At 64.3% G+C, this 19,781-nt stretch carries 19 protein-coding genes; 6 read left to right on the top strand and 13 right to left on the bottom strand.

Annotated features, from left to right (window positions below; genetic code table 11):
• Nucleotides 1-231: 231 nt before the first annotated feature.
• Genes EG19_RS08375 through trxA form a run of 4 tightly spaced genes read right to left on the bottom strand, consistent with a single transcriptional unit; the run spans nt 232 to nt 3,197 of the window.
• On the bottom strand, nt 232-1,005 hold the full coding sequence (locus EG19_RS08375; protein WP_038049509.1) for a fumarylacetoacetate hydrolase family protein: 774 nt from the start codon (nt 1,003-1,005) through the stop codon (nt 232-234).
• Nucleotides 1,002-2,015, bottom strand: a complete 1,014-nt coding sequence (locus EG19_RS08370; RefSeq protein ID WP_053335115.1) for a potassium channel family protein — start codon at nt 2,013-2,015, stop codon at nt 1,002-1,004. The genes EG19_RS08375 and EG19_RS08370 overlap by 4 nt, the downstream gene beginning before the upstream one ends.
• A 34-nt stretch (nt 2,016-2,049) precedes the next feature.
• The gene (locus EG19_RS08365; protein ID WP_038049507.1) at nt 2,050-2,871 is read right to left on the bottom strand and encodes an alpha/beta fold hydrolase; all 822 of its coding nucleotides are present in this window, start codon (nt 2,869-2,871) and stop codon (nt 2,050-2,052) included.
• Entirely contained in the window at nt 2,868-3,197 is a 330-nt protein-coding gene (gene trxA / locus EG19_RS08360; RefSeq protein ID WP_038049504.1) for a thioredoxin, read from the bottom strand. Before trxA ends, EG19_RS08365 begins: the two co-directional genes overlap by 4 nt.
• 55 nt (nt 3,198-3,252) lie before the next feature.
• On the opposite strand from trxA, the gene rsmA reads away from it, so the two are divergent.
• From rsmA to EG19_RS08335, 5 genes are read left to right on the top strand one after another with little or no spacing between them, the layout of a single operon-like run.
• Complete coding sequence (gene rsmA, locus EG19_RS08355) at nt 3,253-4,032, top strand: 16S rRNA (adenine(1518)-N(6)/adenine(1519)-N(6))-dimethyltransferase RsmA (protein WP_038049501.1); 780 nt, start codon at nt 3,253-3,255, stop codon at nt 4,030-4,032.
• Nucleotides 4,029-5,642 carry an MBL fold metallo-hydrolase RNA specificity domain-containing protein gene (locus EG19_RS08350; RefSeq protein ID WP_038049498.1) on the top strand — a complete coding sequence of 538 codons (1,614 nt, stop codon included), beginning with the start codon at nt 4,029-4,031 and terminating at the stop codon, nt 5,640-5,642. The genes rsmA and EG19_RS08350 overlap by 4 nt, the downstream gene beginning before the upstream one ends.
• A gap of 1 nt (nt 5,643) precedes the next feature.
• Nucleotides 5,644-6,432, top strand: a complete 789-nt coding sequence (locus EG19_RS08345) for an undecaprenyl-diphosphate phosphatase (protein ID WP_038049497.1) — start codon at nt 5,644-5,646, stop codon at nt 6,430-6,432.
• The gene (locus EG19_RS08340; RefSeq protein WP_161685518.1) at nt 6,429-8,765 is read left to right on the top strand and encodes an FtsK/SpoIIIE family DNA translocase; all 2,337 of its coding nucleotides are present in this window, start codon (nt 6,429-6,431) and stop codon (nt 8,763-8,765) included. The genes EG19_RS08345 and EG19_RS08340 overlap by 4 nt, the downstream gene beginning before the upstream one ends.
• The gene (locus EG19_RS08335; RefSeq protein ID WP_038049495.1) at nt 8,752-9,048 is read left to right on the top strand and encodes a hypothetical protein; all 297 of its coding nucleotides are present in this window, start codon (nt 8,752-8,754) and stop codon (nt 9,046-9,048) included. Before EG19_RS08340 ends, EG19_RS08335 begins: the two co-directional genes overlap by 14 nt.
• Nucleotides 9,049-9,270: 222 nt before the next feature.
• Here EG19_RS08335 and EG19_RS08330 read toward each other — a convergent pair whose 3' ends face one another.
• From EG19_RS08330 to EG19_RS08295, 8 genes are all read right to left on the bottom strand, one after another.
• Nucleotides 9,271-9,582, bottom strand: a complete 312-nt coding sequence (locus EG19_RS08330; protein WP_038049493.1) for a metal-sulfur cluster assembly factor — start codon at nt 9,580-9,582, stop codon at nt 9,271-9,273.
• Between the two features lie 4 nt (nt 9,583-9,586).
• Nucleotides 9,587-10,063 (bottom strand): Fe-S cluster assembly sulfur transfer protein SufU, encoded by a 477-nt coding sequence (gene sufU, locus EG19_RS08325; RefSeq protein ID WP_053335113.1) that lies wholly within the window; start codon nt 10,061-10,063, stop codon nt 9,587-9,589.
• A 14-nt stretch (nt 10,064-10,077) separates the two neighbouring features.
• The gene (locus EG19_RS08320) at nt 10,078-11,328 is read right to left on the bottom strand and encodes a SufS family cysteine desulfurase (RefSeq protein WP_053335112.1); all 1,251 of its coding nucleotides are present in this window, start codon (nt 11,326-11,328) and stop codon (nt 10,078-10,080) included.
• Entirely contained in the window at nt 11,325-12,602 is a 1,278-nt protein-coding gene (sufD, locus tag EG19_RS08315; protein ID WP_053335111.1) for a Fe-S cluster assembly protein SufD, read from the bottom strand. Before sufD ends, EG19_RS08320 begins: the two co-directional genes overlap by 4 nt.
• Nucleotides 12,595-14,010: a Fe-S cluster assembly protein SufB gene (gene sufB, locus EG19_RS08310; RefSeq protein WP_038049491.1), complete on the bottom strand. Its 1,416-nt coding sequence runs from the start codon at nt 14,008-14,010 to the stop codon at nt 12,595-12,597. The genes sufD and sufB overlap by 8 nt, the downstream gene beginning before the upstream one ends.
• A complete protein-coding gene (gene sufC / locus EG19_RS08305; RefSeq protein ID WP_038049489.1) occupies nt 14,007-14,768 on the bottom strand; it encodes a Fe-S cluster assembly ATPase SufC in 762 nt (253 codons plus the stop codon). Before sufC ends, sufB begins: the two co-directional genes overlap by 4 nt.
• Nucleotides 14,765-15,259, bottom strand: a complete 495-nt coding sequence (locus EG19_RS08300; protein WP_038049486.1) for an RrF2 family transcriptional regulator — start codon at nt 15,257-15,259, stop codon at nt 14,765-14,767. The genes sufC and EG19_RS08300 overlap by 4 nt, the downstream gene beginning before the upstream one ends.
• A gap of 195 nt (nt 15,260-15,454) precedes the next feature.
• Entirely contained in the window at nt 15,455-17,089 is a 1,635-nt protein-coding gene (locus EG19_RS08295) for a cation:proton antiporter domain-containing protein (protein ID WP_038049484.1), read from the bottom strand.
• Nucleotides 17,090-17,373: 284 nt separating this feature from the next.
• Here EG19_RS08295 and EG19_RS08290 point away from each other — a divergent pair, with 284 nt between their 5' ends.
• Nucleotides 17,374-19,023 carry an acyl-CoA carboxylase subunit beta gene (locus tag EG19_RS08290; protein WP_038049483.1) on the top strand — a complete coding sequence of 550 codons (1,650 nt, stop codon included), beginning with the start codon at nt 17,374-17,376 and terminating at the stop codon, nt 19,021-19,023.
• A 62-nt stretch (nt 19,024-19,085) separates the two neighbouring features.
• On the opposite strand, the gene EG19_RS08285 is transcribed toward EG19_RS08290, so the two are convergent.
• Nucleotides 19,086-19,751, bottom strand: coding sequence for a toast rack family protein (locus tag EG19_RS08285; protein WP_038049481.1), 666 nt, complete (start codon nt 19,749-19,751; stop codon nt 19,086-19,088).
• Between the last annotated feature and the right edge of the window lie 30 nt (nt 19,752-19,781).

Here is a 19,781-nt window from a genome sequence, read left to right as displayed (position 1 = left end):
GTGTACGGCCGCCGCGAAAAATGTGGGGCCGCCGTGAAAAATGCGGGGCCGCCGCGAGAAATGTGGGGCCGGCGCTCCTGCGCCGGCTAACAGAAAAGCGACCCGCGACGGAGCGCAGGTCCCACAGTTTTCTTTTGACGAAGGGACAGGGCGTGGGTGCCCCATTTGTGGTGTGTATGGCTTTTTTAGCCCGCGAGGCGCCGCACATGGCGCGGCAGAAAAGTCTGCCTTTTAGCCCTGATCTTCCGGCCTGGCCACCCCATGGTGCAAGGTGCCGATTTCGGGGATGGTGAGCTCCACGCGGTCGCCGGGGCGCAAGGGGCCAACCCCGGGCGGGGTGCCAGTGGAAATAAGATCGCCGGGCATGAGGGTCATGATTCGGGAAATAAAGGCCACCACTTCCGCCACCGAAAAGATCATGTCGGAGGTGCTGCCCTGCTGGCGGCCTTCCCCGTTGACCTTCAAGGTGAGGGTGAGGTTTTGGGGATCGGCAATGTCGGTTTCCAGCCAAGGACCGACCGGGCAAAAGGTGTCGTAGCCTTTGGCCCGGGCGTAAACCTTTTCCCGCCGCTGGATGTCGCGGGCGGTGACGTCGTCCAGGCAGGTGTAGCCGAGCACGTAGCCCAACGCTTCCTCGGCTTTGACGTTTTTGGCAGGTTTGCCGATGACCAAAGCCAGCTCCCCTTCATGCTCCACCTGTTGGGAGTCGGGGGGAAGAACCACGGTGCCGCCGGGGGCCAAAAGCGCCTGGGGGCTTTTCAGGAAGAGCAAGGGTTCCGAGGGGAGTTCCTTGCCCATTTCCTGGGCGTGGGCGCGGTAGTTCAGGCCCACGCACACGATCTTGGACGGTTCCGCCGGGGGAAGGAGCTGTGCGCCCTCCAACGGGATGCTGCCCCCCAGGGGCTTTGGGTCCTGCCAGGGGGCGGCTGACAGCAGCTTGATACGGTCGTCCTCCACCATGCCCCACCGGGCTTGTCCGGCCACCAACAGGCGAGCCAGCCTCATGAGTTTCCTCCCTTGGGGTTTGCCCCCAGCAGCGTTTTTTCAAAGGCTTCGAGGCTTTCCTTGGCGCCAATGACCACCAGGACGTCTCCGGCGGTCAAGCGGAAGGAAGCTTCGGGGTTGGGGACAAACTCTTGCCCCCGCTGCACCGCCACCACGCCAATGTGGAACTTTCGGCGCAGGTCGAGCTCCTGCAGGCTTTTGCCCACCAGCGGGCTTTCTTCCTCGATGGCTGCCTCTTCCAGCTCCAGGCCCTGCCCTCGCGGGCCCAGGGAAAGCTCCAGGAAATCCACCACCGCGGGCTTGGTGAGCACGTGGGCGAGCCGCAAGCCTCCCAGCCGGTAGGGGTTGACCACCCGGTTGGCGCCGGCCCGCAAAAGCCGCTGTTCGGCGCCGTCTTCGGAGGCCCGGGCAACGATGAAGAGGCCAGGGTTCAGGGAGCGGGCGGTGAGGACGGTGTAAACGTTGTGGGCGTCGTCGGCCAAGCAGGCCACCAGGCCGCGGGCCCGGGGTACCCCGGCCGCCACCAGCACCTCTTCCTGGGTGGCGTCACCGCGCACCACCGCCACCCCCATTTCATCCAGAGACGCCACCTTTTCCAGGTTTTTCTCCACCACCACGAAGGGGCGCCCCGCCTGGCGGAGCGCTTCCACCACCGCCCGGCCCATGCGCCCGTACCCGCAAACCACTTCGTGGTCCCGCACGCGGTCAAGGATTCGCGACCGGCGCATCCTCCCCAAGACCCGGCGAATTTCCCCTTCCAGCATCGAGCGGCCAATTTCCGTGGCCACCACGAAGATGAGCCCCAGCCCCGCCACCAGCAGCAACACCGTAAAGACCTGGCCTGCCAGGGAAAGCGGGAAAACCTCACGGTAGCCCACGGTGGTGATGGTGATGACCGTCATGTAAAAGGCATCCCAGAGGGAGGCGCCTTCGATGAAGTGGTACCCCAGGGTTCCGGTGGCCAGCACCGCCAGCAGGAACGAAACGCCGTAGGTCAGTCGCCGCCGCACGGTGCTGCAGTGTAAACCCGCGTGGGCTTCTGGGCTAGCTTTGTCCCAGACAAAAGCGAATGATTTCCTGCAAAAGCTCGCTGCCCCCTTCCGCCAGCACCGAGTGGGCCGCCCCCGGGACCAGGCGGAAGCGGGCGTTGGGGAGGGCGTCGGCAATTTCCTTGGTGTACGCCGCCGACACCAGGGGGTCCAGCTCGCCGGCAATGACCAGGGCAGGGCAGCGAATGTGGCCGAGGATGGGGCGCAGGTCCCACCCCTGGCGGAGGTGGGCAAGCTGGGCGAGGGCCCCGGGGAGGTCTTCAGGCGGCAAGCTGTAAAGGCGGGCGGCGGTGTCCACAAACCCTGGAAAGCGGTCAGTAAACTGCGGGGAAAAGGCAAAGGCCATGAGCGCTTGGCCCGCCTCCTCCGGGGGAAGCTTGAAGATGCTGGCAAAAAAGGCAAGCACCCGCTCACCGTGAGGGGTGAGACGGGCGGCGGAGGAAGCCACCACCAAACGATGCACCCGGGAGGGGTAGCGGAAGGCCAGGTGGCAAGCTACCAAGCCACCCATGGAAACGCCAACCACCGCGGCGCTATCCATGCCTTCGGCGGCCACCACCGCTGCCCCGTCTTCGGCAGAACCCGCCAGGGTAAACGGGGCTCCCCCCGGGGAACGGCCCACGCCCCGGTGGTCGTAGGCCAGCACCGTGAAGTGCTCGCTCAAAAGGCGCGGGAGCTCGCCCCAAAGGGTGGTGCGGGAGCCCAAGCCGGCCACCAGCAAAAGGGGCGGTTTTCCCGCCCCCCAAACTTCGTACCCCACCTGTCCTCTGGGCCCCCGCAGCGTTTTACGCTGGGGGGAAAGCTGGCCTTTGCTCACGCGAGCAGCGCCTCCAGCTTGCTCTGCAGCACCTTTTTGTCCACCGCTCCCACCACGCGGTCCACCAGCTTGCCATCTTTGAAGAACAACAGCGTGGGGATGGACTGGATGCCAAAGCGGATGGCGGTTTGCCGGTTCTGGTCCACATCCAGCTTGGCGACGATGGCCTTCCCGGCGTACTCCTGGGCGAGGGCCTCCACGTGGGGGGCAATGATCCGGCAGGGGCCGCACCAAACGGCCCAAAAGTCCACCATGGCGGGTTTGCCACCGTTGAGGATTTTTTCATCAAAATCTTGGTCGGTCACCTGAATAGCGTTGCCAGCCATAAAGCCTCCTTGCACTCCCCGTGTCCCGGGTGCGCTATTGTAGCAAGGAAGGGGTATGGGCAGAGGACGACGGCAGAGGCTGGGCCAGCACTTTCTCCGCGATGGGCGGGTTGCCGAAGCCATTGCTGCGGCCGTGCCGGAGGAGCCGCCCCGGGTGCTGGAGGTAGGGCCCGGCAAGGGAGCGCTCACCACCAGGCTTTTGGCGCGTTTTCCCAAGGTGCACACGGTGGAGCTGGATCCGGCCTTTGCCACCAGCCTGCGGGAGCGCCTGGGGGATCCCGAGGGGTTGGAGGTGACCCTGGGGGACGCGCTGCAGCTAGACCTTGCGGCGCTAGCTGAGGAAGGACCCTGGAACGTGGCTGCCAACCTGCCGTACAGCGTGGCGACGCCCATCATCCGCCGGTTCTTGTGGGCCGGCGAGACGTTTCCCACGCTGGTGGTGATGGTGCAAAAGGAGGTGGCGCTGCGCATGCTGGCCCCTCCCGGGCATCGGGAGCGCGGGGCTTTGTCGGTGGAAGTTCAGCTTTTGGCCGATGGGGAGCTTTTGTTCACCGTGTCCCCGCGCTGCTTTTCCCCGCCGCCAAAGGTGACGTCGGCGGTGGTGAAGCTCAAAAGCCACAGAAAAGCCCCGCAGGAAGCGGTGGAGAAAGCCATCAAGCTTGCCCGCAGGGCCTTTTCCCACCGGCGCAAGAAGCTCTCCAACGCTTTGGGTGGAGTGGCTGGGGACCTTGCCGGCTGCTTTGAGCGGGCGGGGGTTTCCGGGGATTTGCGTCCGCAGGATTTGACGCTGGAGCAGTGGCTTTCCTTAGCCAACACGTGGGAGGGACAGGGGTGAGCCTGACCTTTTGGCCGGTGGGAGGGTTGGGGGAGTTCGGCGCCAACTGCCTGGTTCTGGATGTGCCTTCCGGGCTTCGGGTGGTTTTAGATACTGGCGTTGCGCTGGGAACGCTGGAGGAGTACGGGGTCAGCTACGAGGTCCCGGATTTTGCGGCCCTTGCCGGTCAAAACCCCGCCCTCGCGCTGCTCACCCACGCCCACGACGATCACCTCAAGGGCTTGCCTTTCTTTGCCGGAGTTTTTCCTGAAACTCCGCTGGCCGCTTCCCCCGGCACCTGGCCGTGGATCCGCCGGCTCCTGGAGGAACCGCGGGAAGGCCTGAAGCTGGGGGGCGCACCCCTCCACCTGGACGGCCTGCGGGTGGATGCCCTCCCCGTGTCCCACTCCATTCCCGGCAGCGTGCTTTTGCGATTGCAAACCGCCTGGGGCACGGTGATGGTGGCCACCGATTTTCGCCTTGCCCCCTCGGCCCTGGGGGAAACCACGGACCGGGAGGTGCTGGCGCGGTGGGGGAAGGAAGGCGTGGACGTGTTGTTCCTGGATGCCACCAACGCCCTGGTGGCAGAGCCTCCCCCCAGCGAAGAAGTGGTGGCCGCCACGCTGGCCGCACTTGTGGCGGAAGCGCCGGGAGCGGTGGTGGCGGTGAGCTTTGCCTCCCATGCGGGGAGGTTCTTCCAGCTGGTACAGGCCGCGAAAGCAGCCGGGAAGGTGGTGATCCCCCTTGGCCGCGGCATCGAGGAAATGCTCAGCGTGCAGCTAGGCCAGGGTACTTTTGCGCTGCCCCCGGGGGTGGTCCGCTCGCCGCGGGAACTGGCGAGACTCCCCCGGGAAAAGCTGGTGCTGGTGGTCACCGGCTCCCAGGGGGAGCCCACCTCGGTGTTTCCCCGCCTGGCTATGGACGAGTTGCCGGTGTTCAAGTTGGCGCCGGGGGACGTGGTGATCCACGCCGCGCGGGTCATTCCCGGCAACGAAAAGCGCCTGGATCACATCTTTGACCACTGCGTGCGACGGGGGGCCAGGGTAGTGACCGCCCACGAGGCCCCCACCCATGCCTCGGGACACGCACCAGCCCCCGAGCTTGCCACCGTATTGGAGCTGCTGCGCCCCCGCTGGGTGGTGCCCATCCACGGCCGGCTGCGGCAGCTTTCTGAGCTTCAGCGGCTGGCCCGGGCGCACGGGGCGCGCTCGCTGGTGGTGGAAAACGGCCGGGTCTTCCGCTACGGGGCCGGCGTTTTGGAGGAGACCGGCGAGCTGCGGCCGGTGGGTCGCCTCTTGGTGGACGCCGACCAGGAAACCCTGGACTCCGCCGTGGTTTGGGAGCGCAGGGCGGCGGCCAAAGGCGGGGTGGTGGTGGCGGTGGCCGCCATTCCCAGCGACCCCAAGGTCCCTCTGCCCAACCCGCACATCGAGTGCTTTGGCTTGCGGCTTCCCGGCATCAACCGCGCCCACTTGGCTGCCGAGCTGGGGGGCTTTTTGCGCCAGGAAAGCTCTCCTTTGGCCAAAGACCCCGAGAACGTGCGGGCTAAAATGCAGGCATGGCTACGTTCCGAGCTGCGCAAGCGCCTGGGGAAAAAACCGCGGGTGGTGGCCCTCACCGTGGAGATCTGAAATGAGCCTGATCACAGCGATCCTTCTGGGAGTTTTGCAGGGACTGACCGAGTTTTTGCCGGTTTCCTCTTCCGGTCATTTGGCGCTGGCGCAAATGCTGATCCCCGGCTTTTCCCAGCCGGGGCTTTTCTTCGACGTGGTGCTGCACGTGGGCACCATGGTCTCGATCCTGGTTTTGGAGTGGGGGCGCATCCGCGAGGCCTTTCGGCAAGGCTACGCGGTGAGGCTTGCCGGCTTGCTGCTTTTGGGCACCGCTGCCACCGCCGCCGTGGCTTTTCCCCTGCGGGCGCGGGCGGAAGCCGCTTTTGAAAAGCCGCTGTGGGTAGCCGGCGGCTTTGCCCTTACGGCCATCCTGCTTTTGCTGTCATCCAAGAGCAAAACCCAAGGGGAGAGGCTTCCCACCTGGGAGCAGGCGGTGGCGGTGGGGCTGGCGCAGGGGGTGGCGGTTTTCCCGGGTTTGTCCCGCTCGGGAACCACCATTAGCGTGGGCCTGGCGGTGGGGGTGACGCGACCCTGGGCTGCCGATTTTTCGTTTTTGCTTTCGTTGCCGGCGGTGGCGGGAGCAACCTTGGTGGAGGTGATGCGGGAGAAGGATGCGCTTATGGCCTCCGGCTCCCAGTGGCTGGCTCCGGCTTTGGCCGGCGGTTTGGCGGCGGCGGTGACCGGGCTTTTCGCGTTGACGGCGGTGCGCAAGCTGGTTCGCAGCGGGCGCTTGGCGGTCTTTGCCTGGTACCTGCTGCCGCTTTGTCTTCTGGTGGTTGCTGGTTACTTTTTGGGATGGTGGGCGTGAGGCTTTCCCCTTCGGAAATGCCCCGGTACGTGGCCGGTTTCCTCTTGGTGGTGCTGGCCCTGTTGCTGTTTTTAGCGCTGGTGAGCTTTCACCCCCTGGACCCCTCCTGGCTTTCTGCGGGCTCCGACCAAATCCACAACTGGGTGGGGCGGGTTGGGGCCTGGGTGGGCGGGGTGCTCGTGGGGCTTTTCGGGCTTTTTTCCCTGGTTTTTGTGTGGGCCCTGGGGCGGGTGGGTTGGCGCTGGCTTTCCGGCGAAACCGTAGAAGGCGCCAGAGGGGCATTCGTGTGTCTTTTGGCCACGGTGGTTTTGGGCGGGGGGCTTTTGGCCGGGCTCTGGGGTCCTGTCCCCTACCGCGGTGGGGAGCTCAAGCTTGGGGGCGAGCTGGGCGTCCTGGTGTTTCGTGGTCTTGAAGCCAGTTTGGGCCAGGTGGGAGCGTTCGTGGTGTGCTTTTTTGGTGCTTTGGGAGGGGTGATCTTCGGCCTGCGCCGGGCCCCGCTTGCGGTGGCGCGCACGGTGCGGGATTCCTGGCACCGCAAGCTTTCCGACTCCCGGGCCCGCTGGCAGCGGCTGCGGCAGGCCCGGCAGCGCCGCAAGCTGGAAAAAAAGCTCCTGCGCCAACACAGGGCCCGCCAACCGGTGGTGGAACCCCCCTTTGTGTGGCAACCCCTGGAAGCCGGAGGTTTCCGCTTTCACCGGCTGGCCTCCTGGCCGCCGCCAGCGGAGCGGCCACCGGCTCCGAAGCGCCCCGCAGGGCCGGAGGTGGTGACGCCGGCTCCGGTTTTGCCCGAGGTGGTGGTGGAAGAACCCGAGCCGGTGAAGCAGCAGGCGTTTGATTTCATCGTGGAAACACCACCGGCAGCGTTACCCGACCTTAACCTCCTGGATCCGCCACCACCCCACAACCCGCCCAACCCCGCTCAGCTGGAGGCCATGCGCCGGATGCTGGAGGAGAAGTTCCTGGAGTTCAAGGTGGAGGGCCGGGTGGACGGGGTCACCCCCGGTCCGGTAATCACCACCTTCGAGTTTCAGCCGGCGCCGGGGGTGAAGTACGCCCAGGTGGTTCGCCTGGAGGAAGACCTGGCGCTGAAGCTGGGGGTGGAAGCGGTGCGCCTGGAGCGCATTCCCGGCAAAGCCACGGTGGGTGTGGAGGTCCCCAACCCTGAGCGGCAAACCATCGTTTTGCGGGAGATCCTGGAATCCTCCCGCTTCATCAACGCCCCCTCGCCCCTCACCTTGGCTCTGGGCAAAGACATCCGCGGGGTGCCGGTGGTGGCCGATCTGGCGCGCATGCCCCACTTGCTCATCGGTGGTTTTACCGGTTCGGGAAAGAGCGTGGGCATCAACGCCATGATCATGTCCATCCTCTTCAAGGCCACGCCGGAAACCGTGCGTTTCGTGATGATTGACCCCAAGATGGTGGAGCTGGGCATGTACGAAAAGCTCCCCCACCTTCTGACCCCCATCGTTTCCGATCCCCGCACTGCCGCGAAGGTGCTGGCCTGGGCGGTGCGCACCATGCGCCAGCGCTACCAGCTTTTGGCCCACTGCCGGGTGCGCAACCTGGAGCAGTTCAACAACCTCCTGGCCCGCAAGGAGGAGCGGGAAGCCTTAGAGCAGGAGCGGGGCGAAAAGCTCACGCCGCTGCCTTACGTGGTGATCGTCATTGATGAGCTTGCTGACCTCATGATGACCTGCCCCCGGGAGGTGGAGGACTCCATTGCCCAGCTTGCGCAAATGGCCCGGGCGGTGGGGATCCATCTCATTGTTGCCACCCAGAGGCCCAGCGTGGATGTGGTCACCGGCATCATCAAGGCCAACTTCCCCTGCCGCATTGCGTACAAAGTGCGGGCGCGGGTGGATTCCCGTACCATCCTGGACGCCGATGGGGCGGAAAGGCTCCTGGGCCAGGGTGACATGCTGTACCTGCCCCCGGGCTCGGCGCGGCCGGTGCGCCTCCACGGTCCTTTGGTGCGGGAGGAGGAAATACTCCGGGTCATCAAGCACTACAGCCGGTTGGGTAAGCCAGCCTTTGACCCCTCGGTGCTGGCCGAGGACGAAGTCAATGAGCTTGCGGAGGATGGGGTTTCTGACCCGATGTACGAGCAGGCCGCCCGCCTGGTGGTGCGCTCCCGCAAGGCTTCGGCTTCCTACATCCAGCGCAAGCTCCGGCTGGGCTACGCTCGGGCGGCGCGGCTTTTGGACGCCATGGAACAGGATGGGCTGGTGGGTCCGGCGCAAGGCTCCCGTGGACGGGAGGTCCTGGTGCCTCCGGACTACTTTGGGGAACCCGCTTCAACGGGGGAACGGGAGGACGAGGATGATGGAGCTTGACCGTTTTTCCACTGAGCTTTTGGCGATTGCGGCAACCCTGGCGGTGGTGCTGGTGGCCATCATGCTGTTGCGACCGCGCATCTTCACCTCCTACCTCAAGCACATGACCGGCATTGACCTTTCCCCCAAAGACGTGGCGCGGGTTTACAAGAAACGGGGCAAAGCCGGGGTGCGGGAGCTCTTTTTGGACCTCATCATCCGCGAAGACGCCCGCTCCGGCCCGGTAATCACCCCCGATTCCCCCCCAGACCGCGAGGTCCTCCTCCCCCCAGATAAGCTTTAACGTCGCGCTTTCGCAAGCTTCCTCCCTTGTGGACCCGCCGGAAGAAATGTGGGGCCGGCGCTCCTGCGCCGGCTAATGGGAGAAACGACCCGCGCAGGAGCGCGGGTCCCACATTTTTTCTCTTTGTGGGGCCGCCGCTCCTGCGGCGGCTAACAGAAAAAAACGCGCAGGAGCGCGGGTCGCACTTTTTTCTGTGCAGCGAACACCGGACAGGACCGATCTTTAATCCCAAATCCCGAGCATGGCTTTGACTTCGTCGGAGGCTTCGGTGCGGGGGTCCCAGGGGGGGTTCCACACCAGCTCCACGGCTGCTTCTTTCACACCAGGCAAAAAGCGCACGGTTTGCTCCACCTCCTGGACAATGGCCGGGCCTTCGGGACAAAAGGGGGAGGTGAGGGTCATGCGCACGGTGACCACCCCTTCGGGGGTGATTTGAATATCGCGGATGAGCCCCAGGTCCACCACGGAAATGCCAATTTCCGGGTCCACCACCGGCTGCAGGGCTTTTTTGATTGTTTCGGGCGTGAGTTCCATGGCTTTACTCCGTTGTGGTTTCGGCTTTGCTTTCGCCGCGACGGAAGGCGGCAATGGCGTCCTTGAGGGTCATCCACGGCAAAAGCGCGCACTTCACCCGTACCGGGAAGTGCTTGACCCCTTCCAGGGCTTCTAGGTCCCCCAGCTCCCGATCCTGGGGGAAGGGCTTGCCGTGCATGACCTGGCGGAACTCCTCGGCGTCCGCTTCGGCTTGGGTGATGGCCTTTCCGGGAAGGATTTCCGCCATCATGGAAGCGGAAGCGGTGCAAATGGCACAGCCGCGGCTTTTCACTTGCGCTTGGGCAATGGTTTCCCCGGAAAGCTGCAAAAACACTTCCACCTCGTCACCGCACACCGGGTTGAAGCCCTTGGCGGCAACGTCCACCTGGCCCAGCGGCTGTCGCCCCCGAGGACGGCGGTAGTGATCCATGACCACTTCCCGGTACAGCTCGTCCAGTTGCACTTCCGGGCGAGAACTCATGGGTGTGCCACCTCCTAAGCAAGCCCAAAGTACTTGCGTGCAGCCAGCAAGCCAAAGATCAAGGCATCCACGTCTTCCCGAGAGTTGTATACGGCAAAAGAGGCGCGGGCCGTTGCTACGACGCCCAGCCGGCGCATGAGGGGCTGGGCGCAGTGATGGCCGGCGCGGATGGCCACCCCGTAGGTGTCCAACACCGTGGCCAAATCGTGAGGGTGGATGTGCTCATCCACAAAGGAAATGAGTGCTCCCCGGCGTTGGGGATCGGCCGGGCCGTGGAGGGTGAGGCCCCCCAGGCTCTGCAGCTTCTCCCAAGCGTAGGCGGTGAGGTCGCGCTCGTGGGCGCGGATGGCTTGGGGGGTGAGCTCCTCCACGAGGCTCAAAGCGGCGGGGAAGGCAGCGGCATCGGCAATGTTTGGGGTGCCGGCTTCAAACTTGTGGGGGATGTCGTTCCAGCTGGCGCGGTCCAAGTGGACCTCGCGGATCATTTCCCCCCCGCCAAAGATGGGCTCCATGGCTTCTAAGAGCTCAGGTTTGGCCACCAAAAAACCCACACCGGTGGGCCCGTACATCTTGTGGGCGGAAAAGGCAAGGAAATCGCAGCCCAGCTCATCAAAGCGCACCGGCTCATGGGGCACCAGCTGGGCGCCGTCCACCACCACCACCGCGCCGACCTTGTGGGCTTCTTCGGCGATTTCCGCCACCGGCACGATGGTGCCCAGCACGTTGGACATGCCGGTGACCGCCACCACCCGGGTGCGCCGGGACAGGAGCTTGCGGTAGGCGGCTAAGTCCAGCTCGCCCTGGTCGGTGATGGGGATGTGCTTTAAGCTGAGGCCGCGCTCGCGAGCCAGCATGATCCAGGGCACCAGGTTGGAGTGGTGCTCCATTTCCGAGGTGATGATTTCGTCACCGGCCTGCAGCTTGCGCCCCCAGGAGCGGGCCACCAGGTTAATGGCCTCGGTGGCGTTGCGGAGGATCACCACCCCCCGCGGGTCGGGAGCGCGCAGAAACTGCGCCACCCGCTCCCGGCAGTGCTCGTAGGCAGCGGTAGCCTCCTCGGCCAGGGTGTGAACGCCACGATGGACGTTGGCGTTGGTGTGGGTGTAAAAGCGGGTAAGGGCCTCCAGCACCTCCTGGGGTTTTTGCGTGGTGGCGGCGTTGTCCAGGTACACGAGCCGCCGGCCCCGCACCGTGCGCTGCAGGATCGGGAAGCGCTCCGCCAGCCGCACCGGGCGGATGACGGGCTGAGTAGCGGTGGCGTTCATAGCACCTCCCCGTGGAGACGGCCGGCCACCAACGCCTCGATCCGCTCCCGGGTTTTTTCCGGCAACCGCGAAAGGGTCTGGTCCAAAAAGCCGTAAACGATGAGGCGCAAAGCCTGATGGTGGGGGAGACCACGGCTCTTCAGGTAAAACACCTGCTCTTCGTCCAGCGGTGCCACCGTGGCCCCGTGGGTACAGCGCACGTCCTCGTTGAGGATTTCCAGCTCGGGGATGGACTCGGCCCGGGCTTCCTCGGAAAGCAGCAGGTTGCGGTTTTCCTGGTACGCCTCGCAGGTGGCGGCGTGCTCTTCAATGCGGATGAGGCCGGTGTACACCGAGCGGGCTTGCCCGGCCAGCGCCACCTTAAAGTCCAGGTTGGAGTGGGTTTGGGAAGCGGCGTGGATGTGCTCGGTGTGGTGGTCGAAGTGCTGGTTGCCGGCACCCAGCGCCACCCCGTAGGTTTCCACCTCTGCCCCCTTGCCCTGCAGGATCACTCCGGTGTCCACCTTGGTGAGGGTACCACCAAACGACGCCAGGGCCACCTGCGCTCTGGCTCCTTCTGCCAAAACGATGCGGCTGGTGAGGTGGCCGGTGACCGGCAGCTCCCAGCGCTGCACCACGTCGTAGCGGAGCTCCCCTCCAGGCCCCACGAACGCCTCGCTCACGCCTAGAACCTGCGAGCCTTCGCTGCCACCCACGTGGCCTTCCACGATTTCGGCGCTGGCCCCTTCACCCAGGACCACCAAAATGCGGGGGAGGGAAAGCCCATCGGCCACTAACCGCAGCCGGATGGCCTTTTCAAGCCTCACCCCTGGCGGCACCAGCACCGCCACCGCCGGGCGGAAGGCGGCGGCGTTTAAGGCTTCCAGAAAACCATGCTGGAAAGGCACGGCCTTGCCCAGGAACTCCTGCACCGGCGCTTGCGCCAGGGGCGCCACCACCACGCCGGCGCGCTGGGCCTCCTGGGAAAGGTGCACAACCTGGGCCGTGGCACCGGAAAGCAGCACCGCTGCCGAAAGCTCCTCGTCCAACCGCCAGGGGGGTGGTGCGGGAGTGGGGCCAAGCATCATGGGGTCCTGGTTGGGCAGGAACCGCTCGGGGTTGGAAAACCGCCACAGGTGCCGGGCACGGTTGGGGAGGGGCGCGTTTCTCGCCGCTTCCGCAGCTTGCCGGCGGAAGTCCGCAAGCCAGGTAGGCTCGCCCAGCGCCCGGCTCAGGGGCCCCGGATCGGCGAGGCTGGCAAAGGGCGTGGTCAGAGGTAAGGCGGTGCTAGCCAACGGAACCCTCCATTTCTAAAGCGATAAGCCGGTTGAGCTCCACCGCGTACTCCATGGGCAGCTCCTTCACGAAGGGCTCGATGAAGCCGTTGACGATCATGAGCCGGGCCTGTTCTTCGTTCAAGCCTCGGGAACGCAAGTAGAAGAGCTGCTCGTCCCCAAGCTTGGAAACCCGCGCTTCGTGCTCCACCCGCACGTCGTCTTCGGCAATTTCCATGGTGGGGTAGGTGTCGGTACGGGCCTTTTCGCCAATGAGCAAGGCGTCGCACTCCACGGTGGTCTTGCAGCCGTGCGCTCCCTTGCGGATCTTCACCAGGCCCCGGTAGGAAGCGCGACCGCCGTCCTTGGAAATGGACTTGGAGGTGATCTTGGAGGTGGTGTTGGGCGCCAGGTGGATGACCTTGGCCCCGGCGTCCTGGTGCTGGCCAGGTCCGGCAAAGGCAATGGAGAGGATTTCCCCGTGCGCCCGCTCCCCCCGCAGCACCACGCAGGGGTACTTCATGGTCAAAAGCGAGCCCAGGTTGCCGTCCACCCACTCCACCACCGCATCTTCAAAGGCCATGGCCCGCTTGGTCACCAGGTTGTACACGTTGTGGGACCAGTTTTGGATGGTGGTGTAACGGATGTGGGCACCCTTTTTGGCAATGAGCTCCACCACCGCCGAATGCAGGGAGCTGGAGGAGTACACCGGTGCCGTGCACCCTTCGATGTAGTGCACCTTGGCGCCCTCATCGGCAATGATCAGCGTGCGCTCGAACTGCCCCATGCGCTCGGCGTTGATGCGGAAGTAGGCTTGCAGCGGGATGGCCACCTCCACACCCGGGGGCACGTAGATGAACGAACCTCCCGACCAAACGGCGGTGTTGAGGGCGGCAAACTTGTTGTCGTTGGGGGGGATCACGGTGCCAAAGTACTGGCGGACGATGTCCTCGTGCTCCCGCAGGCCGGAGTCCATGTCCAGAAAGATAACCCCCTGCTCCTCCAGCTCCTTCTTCACCGAGTGGTAAACCACTTCCGACTCGTACTGGGCAGAAACCCCTGCCAGGAACTTGCGTTCCGCTTCGGGGATGCCCAAGCGGTCAAAGGTGCGCTTGATGTTTTCGGGAACATCGTCCCAGGACTTTTCCGGCCGCTCGGTGGCCCGGGCGTAGTAGGTGATTTCGTCAAAGTCAATGCGGCCTAAAAGCTCCTGGTTGCCCCAGGAAGGCATGGGTTTTTCGAAAAAGATGTCCAGGGCTTTGTGGCGGAGCTGCCGCATCCATTCCGGTTCGCCCTTGAGGCGCGAGATCATCTCCACCACTTCGTGGTTGATGCCCTTGGGCGCCCGGGCAAAGTACTCCACCGGGTCGGAGAACCCGTACCGCTCGGCGTAGTCCTTGTTGATGTCTAAATGAACCGCGGTGCTCATGCTCCACCTCCCACCTGGGCTTCCAGCCAGTCGTAGCCCTTTTCCTCCAGCTGCAGCGCCAGCTCCGGCCCCCCGGTTTTCACGAGCTTGCCGTTCATGAACACGTGCACCACGTGGGGCTGCACGTAGTTCAGAAGCCGCTGGTAGTGAGTGACCAAAAGCAAGCCGCGCTCGGGGGTAGCGGCGGCGTTAATGCCGGAGGCCACCACCTTGAGGGCGTCAATGTCCAGGCCGGAGTCGGTTTCGTCCAGCATGGCAAACACCGGTTGCAGCATCAAGAGCTGCAGGATTTCCAGGCGCTTCTTCTCGCCGCCGGAAAAGCCGTCGTTGAGGTAGCGGCCGGCAAAGGCGGGGTCCATTTCCAGCTGTTCCATGCGGGAAAGCAGCTCCTTGCGGAACTCCTTCACCGGCACGTCCTGGCCGCGACGGGCAGCCACTGCTGCCCGCAGGAAGGAAGCCACTGTCACGCCGGGAACCGCCACCGGGTACTGGAACGCCAAAAACATGCCCTTGCGGGCCTTTTCATCGGGCTCCAGGGCGCTGACGTCTTCGCCGTTGAGGAAGATCTTGCCCTCCACGGTGTACGCGGGGTGCCCCATCACCGCCTGCACCAGGGTGGTTTTCCCTGAGCCGTTGGGGCCCATGATGGCGTGCACTTCCCCGGGAAAGACCTCCAGGGACACACCCCTCACCACTTCCTTTTCCCCAACCCAAACGTGGAGGTCCTCAACGGCAAATACCGGAACTTTTTTGGTCATGCTCGTTCTCCTTGCTGTGTTCTACCCCACACCGGCAAGCTTGGCCTTGCCCTTTCGGCAAACTTGCGGTGGAGGGCCCGTTCTTCGGCTAACAAATCGGCGAGGCTGGTGCGGGCGAAAAACTCCCGGAACATGCGGTCCAGGTGAAAGAAAAGCGGCCTCACCGAGCACTCCTGGGTATGGACGCATGCGGTCAGCTCCCCGCCGTGATCCTGGCAAAACTCCGGGTGAAAGAGCGGCTCTCCCAGAGCCCCCAGCACCCGGTCCAGCATCACGTGCGCGGGTTCTAACGTGAGCTCGTAGCCTCCCCGCCGGCCACGCTGGGCGCGAACTACCCCGGCCCGACGCAGCTTGGCCAGCACCTTGGCCACCAACGGCTGCGGAATGCCCTCCCGCTCGGCCAGCTCCCCCAGCGTCAGCGCCTGGGGGTAGCAGGTGGCCAGCTGCAAGGCCAACCGCAACCCGTACTCCTCACTGGTGGTAATCCGCATGCACCCCCCGTCTCCACCAACGGAGAAATCTTGACAGAAATTTCCAAATTTTGCAACCCCTCCAGCCTGGGGTCATGAATGGGAGCATCGCGAAGCCCCTAATCGGACCGCGGCACGTTACTCCATGGCTGGTCCGCAGTTCTGCGCGACGAAAGCCGGTCAAACCGGGGAAATTGGGCCGGGAACGGCTTGAGGTTAGGTGGGGCGCGGCGTGGGCAGGCCCTGGGGGACCTCGGTTCCCAGGGCATCCAGGAGCTTTGCCGCCAGCACCTCCCCGACCAGGGATTCTTCACCCACCGGCACAACCCCCAGTTTTTCCAGGCTGGGAACGGTAGCCTGGTGTCTGGCACGCACGAGAATGGGTGCGTTTTTCATGGCGCGGGCGGCGAGCTGAGCCACCCGCAGGGCATCCCGGTCATCGGGGATGGTCACCACCACGGCCGCGGCTTCGGGTACGCCTGCCTTTTCCAAAATTTCCCAGTGAGTAGCGTCGCCCACCAACGTTGCAGCGCCGGTGGCCCGGGCTTCCCTGGCCAGTTTTGGGCTCAGGTCTACCACCGTGACCTCCAGGCCAGCGTTTTGGGCATGAGCTGCCACGGTTTGCCCTGCGGGCCCGAAGCCCACCACCACCACGTGGCCCTTCTTCGAAACCTTCGGGGTTTTTTCACCGGACCGGAAATCTACCCTTTTGCAGGCCAGCCGGAGGGCCAGGGGTGTCAGCGCCAACGTGAAAACCGTGAGAATGACCAGCACCTGGGCGGAGGAGGCATCCATGACCCCCGAGGCTATGCCTTGCCGTACCAGCACAAAGGAGAACTCCCCCAGCTGGGCCAGGCTGATGGCAATGGGGAACGCCAGGTGCGGGTGCCACCCGGCCAGACGCGCTGCCGCCCAGGTGGTCAGGACCTTGGTGCCAACCGCCAGCACCGCCACGGAAGCCACCAGAGGCAGGTGGGTTGCTAGCCAGGTAACGTCCACGTACATCCCGGCGCTGGCGAAAAACACGCAGAGGAACACCTCCTTGACCCCCGCCACATCAGCCCGAAGCTGCACTGCGTACTCGCTTTCTCCCAGGAACGCCCCAAGGAGAAAAGCGGCCAAAGCGGGGGAGAGGCCGAGGGCGTGGGCAGCCCAGGACGCCAGGCCCAAAAAAGCAAAACCAAAAATTACTTGGAGCTCCCGCCGCTCTCGACCGGAAAGCCAGTGGAGGCCCCAGGGCAGCAGGTGCTTACCCAAAGCCCAGGTGGTGATGGCAAAAAGCGCGGCGCGCCCCAAAACGCCCAGCACTGACGGGCTGATTTGGGAGGTGGGCGAGCTTCCCAAAGCGGAAATCGCCAGCAGTAGAGGAATGACAGCCACATCCTGGAGCAGTAAGGTGCCTATGGTGGCACGGCCAATGGGGGAATCCAGCCGCCTTTCCTGTTCCAGGATTTTGCCAACCGTTGCCGTGGAGGACAGGGCAATGGCTCCCGCCCACACCAAGGCCAATCCCGGACGCTGGGTTACAGCCCACACTGCAAGCCAAACAACGGCGAAGGTTAAGAGGATTTGCCCCAGTCCAAGGCGCAACACCCGTCCCCCGAAGGAACGAAGCCTGGACCAGGAAAACTCCAAACCGAGCACGAACAAAAGCAGCGCTGTGCCGGTTTCGCTGGCAATGGCCACCACTTCCGGCTGCCGAACGGTGTGCAGGCCGGAGGGCCCTAAGAGCATTCCAGCCAGCAGATAACCCAGGACCGGGTGTTGCCGCAGGCGCTGCGCCACCACGCCCAGAAACGCTGCCAGCGCCAGAAGAACGCCCATTTCCAGGAGCACGCTATCCGCCAGCATCTGGCGCAGTGTACCAACGCCCGGCCTGCCCTGCAGGTAGCGAGCCGCCGCTCGCGGTAGAAAGCGTTGCTAAGAACAAATCCCGATGAGGCCCGGCGGCCACCGTGGGTGACGGTCCTTCGGGGAATGGGCGGTATCTGAGGAACAGGAAAAACAACGTTTGGGTCTCCCGTCTTTTCCTCGCTCGCAGGAAGCGCTCCAACCGCCTGGGCTAATGTTCAAAGCTGCGATGGAAGGCTGTCTGGCCCAAAGAAAGCGCGTTACCATGAGCGCGGGAGGCGAGGGTGAAGCTCAAGGTCAGTGCTTCTGCCAGCAAACCTGAGTTTCGCAAGCATTGGGAGCAGGTACTTGCGGAGCTTTCGGCGCAAGCGGCCAAGCTGCGGGAAGGGGGCGGGCCCAAGGCGGCGGCCCGCCAAAAGGAGCAGGGCAAGATGCTGGCCCGGGAGCGGGTGGAGGCGCTTCTGGACCCGGGCTGCGAGTTTCTGGAGCTGGGGTCCTGGGCTGGCTGGGGGATGTACCAGGAGTGGGGCGGAGCACCCGGCGCCGGGGTGGTGACCGGCATTGGCCGGGTTTCCGGCAGGCTCTGCGTGATCGTGGCCAACGACGCCACCGTCAAAGCTGGTGCTTGGTTTCCCATCACCTGCAAGAAGATCCTCCGGGCGCAGGAAATTGCCCTGGAAAACCGCCTGCCGGTGATTTACCTGGTGGACTCCGCCGGGGTGTTTTTGCCTTTGCAGGAAGAGATTTTCCCGGATAAAGAGCACTTCGGCCGGGTTTTTTACAACAACGCCCGTCTTTCCGCCGCGGGTATTTACCAGATTGCCGCCATCATGGGGCCTTGCGTGGCCGGGGGTGCTTATCTGCCCATCATGTCCGACGAAGCACTTATCGTGGAAGGCACCGGTTCTATCTTTTTGGCCGGCCCTGCCCTGGTGAAAGCGGCTATTGGCGAAAGCGTGGATATTGAGTCATTGGGCGGTGCCCAAGTGCAAACCGACATTTCCATGGTGGTGGACGACCGCTTCCCTGATGATGCCAGCTGCATTCAGGCCATTCGCCACCGCATCAGCAAGCTGGCCAAGCCCCCCCTGGCCCCCTTTGACCGCCAGGAGCCCAAGCCGCCGGCTGTGGACCCGGCGGGGATTCTCGGGATCATCCCACCCGATCGCGCCAAGCCTTACGACAGCTACGCGCTTTTGGCTCACCTCCTGGACGACTCGGAGTTTGAGGAGTACAAAGCCACCTCCGGGCGCACGCTGGTGTGTGGGGAAGGGCGCATCGGTGGTTGGGCGGTGGGGATCGTGGCCAATCAGCGGCAGGTGGTGACACGGCGCCGGGGGCTTGACCCTTCCGAGCAGGAAATGCAGATTGGCGGCGTGATTTACGCCGATGCTGCCGACAAAGGCGCGCGCTTTGTGGAGCTCATGAACCAAAAGGGCATTCCTCTCTTGTTTTTGCAGGACGTCACCGGCTTCATGGTGGGAACGCGAGCGGAGCGGGAAGGCATCATCAAGGACGGCGCCAAGATGGTGCACGTGGTGGCCAACAGCACCGTGCCGAAAATCACCATCATAGTGGGCAACTCCTTTGGCGCCGGCAACTACGCCATGTGCGGCAAGGCCTACGGCCCGCGGTTTATCTTTGCCTGGCCTTCGGCGCGCATTGCGGTGATGGGCGGCGATCAAGCGGCCCAGACCCTGCTGCAACTGCAGGTGGGCAAGCGCGAAGTAAGCGAGGAGGAAAAGGAGCGCTTGCTTTCGGATATTCGCGCCCGCTACGAAGCCACCTTAGACCCCCGTTACGCGGCCGCCCGCTTATGGGTGGACGGCATCCTGGACCCCCGGCAAACCCGGGAGGTGGTGGCCGCGTGCCTGGAGGCCTGCGCCCACCAGGGCTCCCTCACCCCCTACCGCTGGGGCGTGCTGCAAACGTAGAAATCTTTTGCAAAGAAGTTGAGGCCTGGATAGTTCGATACGCCATCTTCTTGGAAGCGGTCTTAGAGGTCTTCCTTCAAGATCAGCGTGATGTCGCCCACGCCGGTGGCGATGGAGATGCTGGCTTTACCGTGGCCTTTGTCCTCCAGGGATTCGGAAACGATACCGTGGCCGCTGAGTTTGCCTTGGGGGGTGTGCGCCGTGACGGAGCCCACGCCGGTGTTAAGCCGCATGCGGCCTACTGCGGTCCACGACCCGCGGACCTCCACGTCCCCCACGCCGGTTTCCGCCACTAGGTTGGAGACCAGCTCGGTGATCACTACATCCCCAACCCCTAACTGCACCTCCAGCTCGCCGTTCATGCCGCGGATCCGCACATCGCCCACCCCGGCTTCTACGGACAGGTTTAGCTGACGGGGAAGCTTAAGCGTCCAATCTTCGCCGGCTTTCTTGCCCGAGTACTTGCGCGGCGAAAGCGAAAGCTTCAAGGTTTTGCCAGTGGTTTGGGCCTCGAGGTCCAGATCCTCCAGCTGCCAGCGCTTGCCGGTGACGGTCACTTGGGCGGTGATTTCGTTGCAGTCGCAGCCGGTCACGGTGACGTCGCCGGCGCCTACTTCAACGGTTACCGCCTCCAGGTCACCGACCGGCTGGGAAAAATGCAGGGTCCGCTCGGCCGCATGGAGCGGGGCTGCTGAGATCATTATCAGAGAAACAAGAAAGCGCCGCATAGCTTCCTCCGCCAACCTATGAAACGTAAG

This window comes from Thermoanaerobaculum aquaticum, assembly GCF_000687145.1.
GTDB classification, from domain to species: Bacteria; Acidobacteriota; Thermoanaerobaculia; order Thermoanaerobaculales; family Thermoanaerobaculaceae; genus Thermoanaerobaculum; species Thermoanaerobaculum aquaticum.
The sequence above is the reverse complement of the archived record's forward strand: the minus strand, read 5'-3'. Positions and strand labels throughout refer to the sequence as shown.

Excerpts from the sequence above, each read along its gene's own strand:
- EG19_RS08335 (WP_038049495.1), top strand. The coding sequence starts at position 8,752 with ATGATGGAGCTTGACCGTTTTTCCACTGAGCTTTTGGCGATTGCGGCA.
- EG19_RS08320 (WP_053335112.1), bottom strand. The coding sequence starts at position 11,328 with ATGAACGCCACCGCTACTCAGCCCGTCATCCGCCCGGTGCGGCTGGCG.
- EG19_RS08300 (WP_038049486.1), bottom strand. The coding sequence starts at position 15,259 with ATGCGGATTACCACCAGTGAGGAGTACGGGTTGCGGTTGGCCTTGCAG.
- sufC (WP_038049489.1), bottom strand. The coding sequence starts at position 14,768 with ATGACCAAAAAAGTTCCGGTATTTGCCGTTGAGGACCTCCACGTTTGG.
- EG19_RS08295 (WP_038049484.1), bottom strand. The coding sequence starts at position 17,089 with ATGCTGGCGGATAGCGTGCTCCTGGAAATGGGCGTTCTTCTGGCGCTG.
- sufB (WP_038049491.1), bottom strand. The coding sequence starts at position 14,010 with ATGAGCACCGCGGTTCATTTAGACATCAACAAGGACTACGCCGAGCGG.
- EG19_RS08285 (WP_038049481.1), bottom strand. The coding sequence starts at position 19,751 with ATGCGGCGCTTTCTTGTTTCTCTGATAATGATCTCAGCAGCCCCGCTC.
- sufU (WP_053335113.1), bottom strand. The coding sequence starts at position 10,063 with ATGAGTTCTCGCCCGGAAGTGCAACTGGACGAGCTGTACCGGGAAGTG.
- trxA (WP_038049504.1), bottom strand. The coding sequence starts at position 3,197 with ATGGCTGGCAACGCTATTCAGGTGACCGACCAAGATTTTGATGAAAAA.
- rsmA (WP_038049501.1), top strand. The coding sequence starts at position 3,253 with ATGGGCAGAGGACGACGGCAGAGGCTGGGCCAGCACTTTCTCCGCGAT.
- EG19_RS08345 (WP_038049497.1), top strand. The coding sequence starts at position 5,644 with ATGAGCCTGATCACAGCGATCCTTCTGGGAGTTTTGCAGGGACTGACC.
- EG19_RS08375 (WP_038049509.1), bottom strand. The coding sequence starts at position 1,005 with ATGAGGCTGGCTCGCCTGTTGGTGGCCGGACAAGCCCGGTGGGGCATG.
- EG19_RS08330 (WP_038049493.1), bottom strand. The coding sequence starts at position 9,582 with ATGGAACTCACGCCCGAAACAATCAAAAAAGCCCTGCAGCCGGTGGTG.